The sequence below is a fragment of the Streptomyces sp. NPDC099050 genome (assembly GCF_044759865.1).
Lineage (GTDB): Bacteria > Actinomycetota > Actinomycetes > Streptomycetales > Streptomycetaceae > Streptomyces.
Window position 1 is genome coordinate 65,527 of the sequence record NZ_JBIWAE010000002.1, and the last position, 11,716, is coordinate 77,242.

Consider the following 11,716-nt stretch of genomic DNA (forward strand, 5'->3'; position numbering starts at 1 on the left):
GTACGGGTCACTTGTCGGCCAGCCCGTTCGTGCAGGCCGCGCCCGGCTCGGGGGTCTGCGGGCCCGTCACGTATTTGGTGAGGAACGCCGCCACGCGGGCGTCGCCCGCCTTGTCCACGGTCAGCTGCTTGCCCCACGCGCTGAGCATGATCGCGCCGGCCTGCTCCTTGACGGGGCTCATCAGCGTGTACGGGCGCTTGGACACCGTGGCGGCGAGCTTCTCGACGTCGGCCGGGGCGGCCTTCTCGTTGTACGTCACCCACACGGCGCCGTGCTCCAGCGAGTGCACGGCATTGATCTCGGGGATCGGGTTCTTGTACACGTCGCCGTTGCAGTTCATCCAGCGCGGGTTGTGGTCCCCGCCCACCGGCGGGGTCATCTCGTACTTCACCGCGGTCTCGACGTGCTTGCGGCCGAGCTTCGCGGCGTCCCAGCTCTGCTCGCCGGCGACCGGCGCCTTGAGACGGGCCTCTTCGGCTTCCTTCTTGTTCTGCTGGTCGATCATCACCCAGGCGCCGAAGCCGATGAGCCCGGTGACGATGGCGGCCGACGCGGTGATCGCGATGGCCTTGTTGCGCCGGTCGCGCGACTGGTCGGCGCGGCGCATCTCGGCTATCCGCGCCTGGCGGGAGCTGTTGGTTTCGGACTTCCTGCTGGCCATGGCCCTGAATCCTTTTGCTGAGGGGGGTGGGGTGGAGAACGCACTGCCCGAGCGAGCGCCGCGTGAGCGCTGCCGGACCGGGACCGGTCAGGTCCGCAGCACCTGGAGGGCGTACAGGTCGGGGCCGCGCGCGAGCGCCGAAGGGGGCCGGATGCCCTGCGCCGCTCCCGGCTGCGCGGCGGGCGCCGGCGCCCCGCCGGCCACCGGGACCGCGGGCGGCGCCGGGGGCAGCAGTCCGGGCAGGACGTGCGAGAGCGGGGAGCAGCCGGGCCGGTCGTACGGCGCCACGCAGACGGCGCGGTGCGCACCGGCGGTGTGGGCGGCGTGCCCGGCGCGCGCACCGGGGCCGGCGGCGGCCGGATCCCCGGCGACGCCGGCCCGGCACAGGAACGCCGTGCCCGCCAGCACCCCGAAGGCCATCAGGAGGGCGGCACGCCGGAGCAGCGGACGTCTCCGACGTCCCCGCTCGTCCCGCGCATGGCCCCCCATGGGCGCCGATGGTAATGCTCATGACCTGCCCAAGGTCAGTGCGGGGGTGCCACCGGCTTTCCGGGGTGCGTAATCTGGCGGAAACCACCGCTGGCGATACTGGGGCGGCCCGACTGTGCCCGTGCCCTCGCGGCAGTGGTGCACAGGCCGCCTGAACTGCGAGGATGAAGCCATGGACAAGCAGCAGGAATTCGTCCTCCGGACGCTCGAGGAGCGCGACATCCGCTTCGTGCGCCTGTGGTTCACCGACGTACTGGGCTTCCTGAAGTCCGTAGCGGTCGCGCCCGCGGAGCTGGAGCAGGCCTTTGACGAGGGCATCGGGTTCGACGGCTCGGCGATCGAGGGGTTCGCGCGGGTCTACGAGTCCGACATGATCGCCAAGCCGGACCCGAGCACCTTCCAGATACTGCCGTGGCGTGCGGAGGCCCCCGGAACGGCGCGGATGTTCTGCGACATCCTGATGCCGGACGGCTCGCCCTCCTACGCGGACCCGCGGTACGTCCTCAAGCGCATCCTGAACAAGACCTCCGACCTGGGCTTCACCTTCTACACCCACCCGGAGATCGAGTTCTTCCTGCTGAAGGACAAGCCGCTGGACGGCACCCGGCCCACCCCGGCCGACAACTCGGGCTATTTCGACCACACCCCGCAGAACGTCGGCATGGACTTCCGCCGCCAGGCGATCACGATGCTCGAATCCATGGGCATCTCGGTCGAGTTCAGCCACCACGAGGGCGCCCCCGGCCAGCAGGAGATCGACCTGCGCTACGCCGACGCCCTCTCGACGGCCGACAACATCATGACCTTCCGCCTGGTCATGAAGCAGGTCGCCCTGGAGCAGGGCGTCCAGGCCACCTTCATGCCGAAGCCGTTCTCGGAGTACCCCGGTTCGGGCATGCACACCCACCTCTCCCTCTTCGAGGGCGACCGCAACGCCTTCTACGAGTCGGGCGCCGAGTACCAGCTCTCCAAGGTCGGCCGCTCCTTCATCGCGGGCCTGCTCAAGCACGCCGCCGAGACGGCCGCGGTCACCAACCAGTGGGTGAACTCCTACAAGCGCATCTGGGGCGGCTCCTCGCGCACCGCCGGCTCCGGCGGCGAGGCCCCCTCGTACATCTGCTGGGGCCACAACAACCGTTCGGCCCTGATCCGCGTCCCGATGTACAAGCCGGGCAAGACGGGCTCCTCCCGCGTGGAGGTCCGCTCGATCGACTCGGGCGCCAACCCGTACCTCACGTACGCCGTCCTGCTGGCCGCGGGCCTCAAGGGCATCGAGGAGGGCTACGAGCTCCCGGCCGGCGCCGACGACGACGTCTGGGCCCTCTCCGACGCGGAACGCCGCGCGATGGGCATCGAACCCCTCCCGCAGAACCTCGGCGAGGCCATCGCCCTGATGGAACGCAGCGAACTGGTCGCCGAAACCCTCGGAGAGCACGTCTTCGACTTCTTCCTCCGCAACAAGAAGCAGGAGTGGGAGGAGTACCGCAGCGAGGTCACGGCCTTCGAACTCCGCAAGATGATGCCGGTCCTGTAACCCGCGGAGCGGATCAGGGCGCATACGCGTACGGCCGGCCCCCTCGGTCAAGAGGGGGCCGGCCGTACGGCGTTACCGGGCACGTCAGGCGCGCAGCACGCGGCCCGCCTTGTCGGTGCGGTCGTCCTTGACGAGGAACAGGATGCCGTCGATCAGGGCCCAGACGCCGAGGCCGCCGCAGGTGAGCAGCTGGGCGATGGCCATGCCGGTGTGGCCGGTGTAGAAGCGGCCGATGCCGAGGCCGCCGAGGAAGATCTGCAGCAGGCCGGCCACCAGCTTGGACTTGTCGGAGTACGGCTGACCGTTCGGGGCGATGTTCTGGGACATGCAAAAGCTCCTAGTGAAACTGCTGTTCAGCGGGGACGTGTGCCACGACCGCCGGTCGTAGCGGAAGTACTGACCTGCGACGGCTGTCGATGGTTGCCCAGCGGCCCGCAACGTGATCAACTCGTGATCACATGACCGTATTTCGGACAACCGCCCAGGTCAGGGCGACCCCAACGATCGCAGTCCGTCCCCGGACCCCGATCGCCGGGTGGTACTTACGCCCGCGGAGGCCTTCGGTGACCCAGCGGGCGTAGAGGAAGAGGGCGAGCGGCAGCCCCAGCAGGAACAGCACCGCGTTGTCGTGGAAGGCCGCGACGAAGTCGCCGTGCAGCAGGTCGTAACACATCCGGCTGGCGCCGCAGGCGGGACAGAGCAGGCCCGTCAGCCAGTTGAAAGGGCAGCGGGGAAGCCAGTGGCCGGGCTCGTGCGGATTGGTGCCCCAGAGGTACGCGGCTCCCGCGCCCAGCACGGCGAGGGAGGCGATCGGGGCTGCCGCCGGCCGACGGAGCAGCGAGGTGCGCGGCAGGTCGGCCGACATGGGTGCTCTCTCCTTGACGTACTCGCACCTACTCGCACGTACTCGCACGTGCCCGCACGTGGTCGCGTGTGAGCGACTGGAGGGCCATCCTCGCACCGCGGGTCCGCCGGGGGCCGGGTGGCCCCGGCCCGCTCCCGGCTACGCCGGAGGTACCGCGCGGTACCAGGCGGTGCGGCTCGCGCCGGCGGTGGGAGTGGTGACGTGGAGTTCGGCGTCCAGGCCGAGGACCGCGAGGGTCGTCGCGCCGCCCGGTTCCTGGATGCCCGCCGGGGCGCCCGCGTAGAGCATCCGGGACTCCGTCCACGCCGGCGGGCCGCCGAGGCCCGTCGCGGCGACGGTGCCCTGGTCGGCGCGGCCCGTGATGAGGCGGCCCGCCACGCCCACGGCGCCGTAGCCCGCCCGGCCGCCGGCCTCCATGACGCTGGAGACGATGGGCTTCGGCGCGCCGGGCGCCGCCGTGACCAGGGCCGTGCGGACGACCCCCGAGTCGGGGCGCCGGAAGTACAGGCGGACACCCGCCCCTTCCGGGGTGCCGGTGAGGGGGACGGTGGTGGCCGGGAGCCCGGTCGGGAAGGGGCCGGCCAGGGGCGCGCCCGGGGCGGGCTGGATCCAGGCCAGCACCGACTGGGTGGTGGCGGCGTAGACGTGACGGCGCCCCGCGGAGTCGGTGGCCGTCACCGGGTCGGACTGGAGGTCGGCGCCCCCCAGCTGCTGCCAGCCGCCGAAGGCGCCCGAGGGCTCCTGGGCGCGGGCGCGCAGGGTGCGCCGGGAGTCGCGGACGTACACCGTCAGCAGCCCGTCCGGACCGGCGACCGCCGAGGGCGCGCTGATCGAGGAGGTGCTGGGGTCGTCCTTGGGCTCCGGGGTGCCGAGCGCGACCCAGGCCCCGAACGGACCGCCGGGCGTGGACTGGGCGGCGTAGACGATCTCGCGCCGGTAGTCCTGCGGCCGGGGGCCGAAGCCGGTGCGGGTGGCGAAGACGGCCACGCGCCCGTCGGGGAAGCGCGCGGTGGTCGCGCCCGGGTCGATGCCGGTGCCCGGCAGCAGGGCGGGGCCCTGCCAGGCGGCGCCGGGGCCGGTGCCGGCCCCGCGGTTCCAGACGGCCATCTGTCCGTCGAGGACGCCGAAGGCGTACAGCCGGCCGGTCGTGCCCTGCACCAGCCAGGAGGAGTGGTCGCCGCGCGCGTACCGCAGCGACTGGGCCCAGTTGTGGCCGGTCGGGCTGCCCGCGACCTTGCGGTCGCCGCAGCCGGAGGGCGAGCCGCAGTGGTCCTGCCTGTCCTGCCACGCGTACGTCTTCAGGTAGGCGAGCTTCGCCTGCACCGTCTGCGGGTCCAGCGTGTGCGGCAGGGCGCCGTTGTGGTAGCCGACGTAGTTCTGCACGGTGAAGCGGGGGCGCTGTCCGAACGGGACCCGCGCGGCGTACGAGGCGGCCGCGGCCTGCGCGAACCGCGCCCCGTACATGTGGTCCTGATGGTCGGTGAGCCGGCCAGTGCCGGGGTACCGGCCCGGTGACGGGTCCTGCATCCGTATCGTCGTCGGCTTGTACCGCTCCAGGATCCCCGATATCGCCGCCACCACCTGGTCCTTGGTGTACGCGGGCGTCAGTTTCACCGGAGTGCCGGCGGTGAGCTGCGGGGTGATCGCCGGTATCCGGCCGTTCCACAGGCCGCGCAGGCTGTCCGGGCTGTCGGCGAGCGGGGCGCGGGCCTCGCGCATCTGCAGCCAGACCAGGTTGACCTGCGGCTTCGCTATGAGGACGTCGAGCTCGGCGTTGCCGCCGCCCGCGGTGGGGACGACCGTACGGCGCCACGGGCTGGTGCGGTCCCCGGTGGCCATCTGCGCGTAGGCGGCGCGTATGCCGTTCTGCCGGGCTTCCGCGTAGTGGCCGCGGTCGGAGGGCTGCGCCGGGTCCTTGGCCGCGCGGCCGTTGGCCTGGTTGCGGCCGTCGGACTCGCCGGAGGTGAGGTACAGGGTGGTGAGCGGGGTGCCGGACAGCAGGGAGCGGCTGATGTCCGGGTTCATGAAGAACAGGTCGTCGTCCGGGTGGGCGACGATCTGGACGATCGACCCGCCGGTGGCGCTCGCCTGGACGGCGGGCTGGGAGCCGGTTCCGGGGACGGCCTCGGCCGCGGTCTGCTGGCCGGAGGCGACGGCGAGCGCGCCGGTGACCCCGATGGTCAGCATCGGGACCACGGTCGCGAGGAGGAAACGTCGACGGGATACGGGCATGGGTGGCGGCGCCTTGGGTCGTTCGGCAGGGAGAACCGGGTGAAGCTATCGGACAGTCAGTGAGAGTCCAATTCGGGCAAGTTGGTTCACTCGGATCGCCATGAATTCCGATTTGTCGAAACGGCCAACGGGTGCGCGGCCTGCGGATGTTTCCTACGTGACGTAAGTCACGGGTGGGGGTGCCGGGCCGCCGCCCGTGCGCGCACGCACCAAAAAACGCCCCCGTGGGGGGCGTTGATCGGTCCCGTTCCCGTCACTCCCTGCCGGGCCGGGCGGTCAGGGCGCGCCGTTCGGCGGCCCCACCGGCTGCCACGGAGCCAGGTGCGCGTTCGGGTCGTCCGCCGCCGAGGTCACGTACAGCCGTCCGTCCAGCCCCATGACCGCCAGGTTCACCGTGCTCTTGCCGTTCAGGGTGGAGGAGGGCGCCCCGACGAACATCAGCGGTGACCGCTGCCAGGCCCGGCCCGGGCCTGCGCCCGGCCCGCCGCCCTGCCCAACGCCCGGTCCGATGTCGGAGCCCAGTCGCCCGCCCGCCGTCCGCCCGGCCAGCAGCCGGCCGCTCGCCGTCACCGAGCCGAAGCCCGCCTGCCCGCCCAGGTCGGTGAGGCCCGTCACCTTCAGCCCGCCGTCCCCCGTGAACAGGGCGGTGGCCACCCCGCCCGAGTCCGGCTTGCGGAACCACAGCCGTACGCCGTCCTCCCGGCCCTGCGCCGTGATCGGCAGCGCCGGCGCCGGCAGCCCGGTCGCGGTGGCCGGGCCGAGCGGCGCGCCGGCCTTCGGCTGGGCCCACCCCAGCACGGTCTTGGTGGTCGCGGCGAGGACCACCCGCCGGCCGGCGGCGTCGGTCGCCGCGGCCGGGCTGCCGTGCAGGTCGGAGCCGCCGTACCGGTCCCACGGGCCCCAGGCGCCGGTCGGGGACTGCACCCGCCCGCGCAGCGTGTACGCGCCGTCGCGCACGTAGACCGCGAGCTGTCCGGAGCCGTCGACGGCCACCGCGGGCGCGCTGATGTCGGAGGTCCAGTTCTCGTCGGAGGTCTCCGGCGTCCCGAGCACCGTCCACTCCCCGAACTCCCGCGAGCCGGGGGTCCGCTGCACGGTGTAGACGATCTCGCGCCGGTAGTCGGCGGGCCGGGCGCCGAAGGAGGTGCGGGTGCCGAAGGCGGCGATCCTGCCGTCGCCCAGCGTCACGGTGGAGATGCCCTGGTCCATGACGGTGCCATCGGCGCCGGGGAGCAGCCGGGGGCCGCTCCAGGGGCCGAGCAGGCCGTCGCGGTGCCAGAGGGCGAGCCGCCCGTCGAGCACCCGGAACGCCCACAGGCCGTGCTCCTTGTCGGAGGCCAGCCACGAGGTGGCGGTGCCGCGGGCGTAGTTGATGGAGGAGCTCCAGTGGTTGCCGGCCGGGTGGTCGGCGACCTTCAGGTCCCCGCAGCCGACGGCGCTGCCGCAGTGGTTCTGCCGGTCGGTCCACGCGTACGTGTCCAGGACGTCCAGTTTGGCCTTGGCCTCGTCCGGGGCGAGGGCGCTGGGGAGCGAGCCGTTGAAGTAGCCGAGTTAGTTCTGCACGGAGAAGTGCGGACGGTCCTTGACCTCCTTCGCGTAGGCGCCGAGCGCGACCTGTACGAAGCGGGCTCCGTAGAAATGGTCCTGATGGTCCGTGTAGTGCCTGCTGTCGGGGAACCGGCCGGGCGTCGGGTCCTGGGAGCGGACGGTGGTCGGCCCGTACCGCGCCAGGATGCCGACGAGGCTCCGTACGACCTGGTCCTTTGTGTACGTGAACTGCTGCTTGACCGGGCTCCCGGAGGCGAGCATGGACTCCAGCCGGGGGACCCTGCCGTCCCAGGGGCCGTGCAGGCTGTCGGGGCGGTCCGCCCAGACGTTGCCGGCCTCGCGCATCTGCAGCCAGACCAGGTTGACCTGCGGCTTCGCCGTGAGGACGTCGAGCTCGGCGTGGCCGCCGCCGGCGGTCGGCACGACCGTGCGCCGCCAGGGGCTGTCCCGGTCGCCGGTGGCCATCTGGGCGTAGGCGGAGCGGATGCCGTTCTGGCGGGCCTCGGCGTAAGCGGGTTTGTCGGGCGGGGTGGTGGCCGCCCGGGCCGAGCCCGCGTTGATCCCGTCGGCTTCGCCGGAGGTGAGGTAGACCGAGGTGACGGGATGGCCGGCCGCTATGGAGTACCGCAGGTCCGGGTTCATGAAGTAGAGGTCGTCGTCGGGATGCGCCAGGACCTGGAGCACCCGGCCCGGGTCCGCGGGAACCGCCGGGTCGGCGGCGCCGACCGCCTTGCCCTTGGCGTCGCCGGCGCCGGGGTGGACGAGCGCGTCGAGAGCCCCGTTCCCCCACAGCAGCAACCCCCCGACGGCAGCCGCCGCCGCACCGGCCCCGACGGCCTTGAGGACCCGCCCCCGACGCCTGCGGGCCGCCGCCCGGGCCCGCCGGGTACGGGCACCGGCGCGTGCGGGGCCGCTGGTCCGGCCGCCGCCTTGCCCTCCGCCCCGGCCGGCGGCCCCGCCGCTCCTGCCGTCGGTCTGCCCGCCGCTCCTGCCGTCGGCGGAGCCGCTGGTCCGGCTGCCTGCGGGGCTTTCGCCCCGGCCGCTCGCGGGCCCTTCGCCCCGGCCGCTCGCGGGGTCGTCGCGGGGGCCGTCGTTCCGGCGGGCGCAGGGCCCCTCGGCGGGGAGTTCGGGGTCGGACATCGGGCTCCTCCCGGCCTGTCTGCGGGGAGCTGGCCCCATTGCGCCGCAATTCTGCCAAAAATCCGACAATCCGCCGCATCGGGCATGCGGTGAGTCGAACGCCTGCTCCGGCTAGGCTCTCCCCGGGCACAGGCGCGGACCCTGCCGACGGCGACACCGCCGAAGGCGACATCACGCGTAAGCCCGGCCAGGGCAAGGGCAGGCCCACGTACGCGGGAGGCGGCGGGATGACAGTCCCGGGACGCAGGAGCAGTACCTTCAGCCGGCTGCTGCGCAGCGGGTTCACCGACCCCTCGGCCGCCGCCCGGCTGCTCGACACCGACGCGCTGGCCGCCGTACGCACCGATCCGGTGCTCCTCGACGCCCTCGGGGCCACCGCCGATCCCGACCTGGCCCTCCTCGGGCTGGTCCGCGTCGCCGAGGCGCAGGCCCCCGAGGAACTGCCGGTCCTCCTCGACACCCTCGTCAGCGCCAAACCGCTCCGCGACCGCCTCCTCGGCGTGCTCGGCGCCTCCGAGGCCCTCGGCGACCACCTCGCCCGCCACCCCCGGGACTGGCAGGCCCTGGTCACCTACGAGGCGGCCGATCTGCACCCCGGGCTGCCCGAGTTCGAGCAGGGCCTGGCCGGCGCCCACGACCCCGTCGCCCTGCGCGTCGCCTACCGCCGCTGCCTGCTCTCCATCGCCGCCCGCGACGTCTGCGGGACCATAGACGTCGCCCAGACCGCCGCCGAGCTCGCCGACCTGGCCACCGCCACCCTGCGCGCGGCCCTGCGCATCGCGACCGCCGCCGCCCCCGAGGACGCCGCCGTCTGCCGGCTCGCCGTCATCGCCATGGGCAAGTGCGGCGGCAACGAGCTGAACTACGTCTCGGACGTCGACGTCATCTTCGTCGGCGACGCGGCCCCCGGCGCCGACGAGGGCAAGGCCGTCCAGGCCGCCGCCCGCCTGGCCTCCCACCTCATGCGGATCTGCTCCGAGACCACCGTCGAAGGCACCATCTGGCCCGTCGACGCCAACCTCCGCCCCGAGGGCAGAAACGGTCCGCTCGTCCGCACCCTCGCCTCCCACCTCGCCTACTACCAGCGCTGGGCCAAGACCTGGGAGTTCCAGGCCCTCCTCAAGGCCCGCGCCGTCGCCGGCGACGAGGCCCTCGGCGCCGAGTACATCGCCGCCATAACTCCCCTCGTCTGGCAGGCCGCCGAGCGCGAGAACTTCGTCCCCGACGTCCAGAAGATGCGCCGCCGCGTCGTCGACAACATCCCCGCCGCCCAGGTCGAGCGCGAGCTGAAGCTCGGCCCCGGCGGCCTGCGCGACGTCGAGTTCGCCGTCCAGCTCCTCCAGCTCGTGCACGGCCGCTCCGACGCCACCCTGCACTCCGGCACCACCCTCGACGCGCTCTCCGCCCTCGCCGCCGGCGGCTACGTCGGACGGGCCGACGCCGCCCAACTGCACGACGCGTACCGCTTCCTGCGGGCCATGGAGCACCGCATCCAGCTCTACCGGCTGCGCCGCACCCACCTCGTCCCCGAGGACGAGGCCGACCTGCGGCGCCTGGGCCGCTCGCTGGGCCTGCGCACGGAACCCGTCGCCGAACTCAACAAGGCCTGGCGCCGGCACGCCTCCGTCGTGCGCCGCCTGCACGAGAAGATCTTCTACCGGCCGCTCCTCGACGCCGTGGCCCAGCTCGCCCCCGGCGAGACCCGGCTCTCCCCGCGCGCCGCCGGCCAGCGCCTCGAAGCCCTCGGGTACGCCGACCCGGCCGCCGCCCTGCGCCACCTCGAAGCCCTGGCCTCCGGAGTCACCCGCGCCGCCGCCATCCAGCGCACCCTGCTGCCGGTGCTCCTCGGCTGGTTCGCCGACTCCGCCGACCCGGACGCGGGCCTGCTGAACTTCCGCAAGGTCTCCGACGCCCTCGGCAAGACCCCCTGGTACCTGCGCCTCCTGCGCGACGAGGGCGCCGCCGCGGAGAACCTCGCCCGGGTGCTCTCCGCCGGACGCCTCGCCCCCGACCTCCTCCTGCGCGCCCCCGAAGCCGTCGCCCTGCTGGGCGACCCCGAAGGCCTGGTTCCCCGTACCCACGAGGCCCTCGAACAAGAGGTGCTCGCCGCCGTCGGCCGCGCCGAGACCCCCGAAGCCGGGGTGGCCGCCGCCCGCGGAGTCCGCCGCCGGGAGCTCTTCCGCACCACCGCCGCCGACATCATCGGCTCCTACGGTACGGAGGACAGCCCGGCCGAGGAGGACCACGGAGCCCTCGTCGACCGGGTCGGCCGAGCCGTCTCCGAACTCACCGCCGCCACCATCGCCGGAGCCCTGCGCGCCGCCGTCCAGAGCCACTGGGGCGACACCCTGCCCACCCGTTTCGCGGTCATCGGCGTGGGCCGCTTCGGCGGTCACGAGCTCGGCTACGGGTCCGACGCGGACGTCCTCTTCGTCCACGAGCCGCGCGAGGGCGTCGATGAACAGGAAGCCGCCAAGGCCGCCCAGCACGTCGTCTCCGAAATGCGCAGGCTCCTCCAACTGCCCACCGCCGACCCGCCGCTGCTCATCGACGCGGACCTGCGCCCCGAGGGCCGCTCCGGCCCCCTGGTCCGCACCCTGCCCTCATACGCCGCCTACTACCGCCGCTGGTCCCTGACCTGGGAGTCCCAGGCCCTGCTGCGCGCCGAACCGGTGGCCGGCGACCTCGAACTCGGCCGGCGCTTCATCGACCTGATCGACCCCCTCCGCTACCCGGCGGAAGGCCTCGGCGAGGACGCCGTCCGCGAGATCCGGCGCCTGAAGGCCCGGATGGAATCCGAACGCCTGCCCAGGGGCGCCGACCCCACCCTGCACACCAAACTGGGCCGCGGCGGCCTCAGCGACGTCGAATGGACCGTCCAGCTGATCCAGATGCGGCACGCCTGGGCGGAACCGGGCCTGCGCACGACCCGCACCCGAGAGGCCCTGGCCGCCGCGCACGCGGCCGGCCTGATCCGCACGGAGGAGGCGCAGATCCTGGACGAGGCCTGGGTCCTGGCCACCCGGGTCCGCAACGCCGTGATGCTGGTCCGCGGCCGCGCGGGCGACACCTTCCCCTCGGAGGCCCGCGAACTGGGCGCGGTCGGCCGCTACCTCGGCTACGCGGAGGGCACGGTCGGCGACATGCTGGAGGACTACCGCCGCATCACCCGCCGGGCGCGGGGCGTGGTGGACGAGCTGTTCTACGCGGGCTGACCGGCCCGGCGTCAGGAGAGGCCGACGGCCGG

9 protein-coding genes are annotated in these 11,716 nt (G+C 73.4%); 2 read left to right on the forward strand and 7 right to left on the reverse strand.

Annotated features, from left to right (window positions below; all coding sequences use genetic code 11):
- Nucleotides 1-7: 7 nt before the first annotated feature.
- The gene (locus tag ACIQV3_RS03335) at nt 8-661 is read right to left on the reverse strand and encodes a DUF3105 domain-containing protein (RefSeq protein ID WP_403709283.1); all 654 of its coding nucleotides are present in this window, start codon (nt 659-661) and stop codon (nt 8-10) included.
- An 87-nt stretch (nt 662-748) separates the two neighbouring features.
- Nucleotides 749-1,150: a hypothetical protein gene (locus ACIQV3_RS03340; protein ID WP_403709285.1), complete on the reverse strand. Its 402-nt coding sequence runs from the start codon at nt 1,148-1,150 to the stop codon at nt 749-751.
- Between the two features lie 172 nt (nt 1,151-1,322).
- Here ACIQV3_RS03340 and glnA point away from each other — a divergent pair, with 172 nt between their 5' ends.
- Entirely contained in the window at nt 1,323-2,684 is a 1,362-nt protein-coding gene (gene glnA, locus ACIQV3_RS03345) for a type I glutamate--ammonia ligase (RefSeq protein WP_243329674.1), read from the forward strand.
- A gap of 84 nt (nt 2,685-2,768) precedes the next feature.
- Here the strand turns inward: glnA and ACIQV3_RS03350 are convergent, their stop codons facing one another.
- From ACIQV3_RS03350 to ACIQV3_RS03370, 5 genes are all read right to left on the reverse strand, one after another.
- Nucleotides 2,769-3,011, reverse strand: a complete 243-nt coding sequence (locus ACIQV3_RS03350) for a TM2 domain-containing protein (protein WP_327307024.1) — start codon at nt 3,009-3,011, stop codon at nt 2,769-2,771.
- 127 nt (nt 3,012-3,138) lie between these two features.
- Nucleotides 3,139-3,549, reverse strand: a complete 411-nt coding sequence (locus tag ACIQV3_RS03355) for a DUF2752 domain-containing protein (protein ID WP_403709288.1) — start codon at nt 3,547-3,549, stop codon at nt 3,139-3,141.
- Nucleotides 3,550-3,687: 138 nt separating this feature from the next.
- Nucleotides 3,688-5,781 carry a PIG-L family deacetylase gene (locus tag ACIQV3_RS03360; RefSeq protein ID WP_403709290.1) on the reverse strand — a complete coding sequence of 698 codons (2,094 nt, stop codon included), beginning with the start codon at nt 5,779-5,781 and terminating at the stop codon, nt 3,688-3,690.
- 276 nt (nt 5,782-6,057) lie between these two features.
- The gene (locus tag ACIQV3_RS03365) at nt 6,058-7,083 is read right to left on the reverse strand and encodes a hypothetical protein (protein WP_403709292.1); all 1,026 of its coding nucleotides are present in this window, start codon (nt 7,081-7,083) and stop codon (nt 6,058-6,060) included.
- A 249-nt stretch (nt 7,084-7,332) separates the two neighbouring features.
- Nucleotides 7,333-8,469 carry a PIG-L family deacetylase gene (locus ACIQV3_RS03370; RefSeq protein WP_403709294.1) on the reverse strand — a complete coding sequence of 379 codons (1,137 nt, stop codon included), beginning with the start codon at nt 8,467-8,469 and terminating at the stop codon, nt 7,333-7,335.
- 227 nt (nt 8,470-8,696) lie between these two features.
- Between ACIQV3_RS03370 and ACIQV3_RS03375 the strand changes: the two genes are divergently transcribed.
- A complete protein-coding gene (locus tag ACIQV3_RS03375; RefSeq protein ID WP_403709296.1) occupies nt 8,697-11,684 on the forward strand; it encodes a bifunctional [glutamine synthetase] adenylyltransferase/[glutamine synthetase]-adenylyl-L-tyrosine phosphorylase in 2,988 nt (995 codons plus the stop codon).
- Nucleotides 11,685-11,716: the final 32 nt, after the last annotated feature.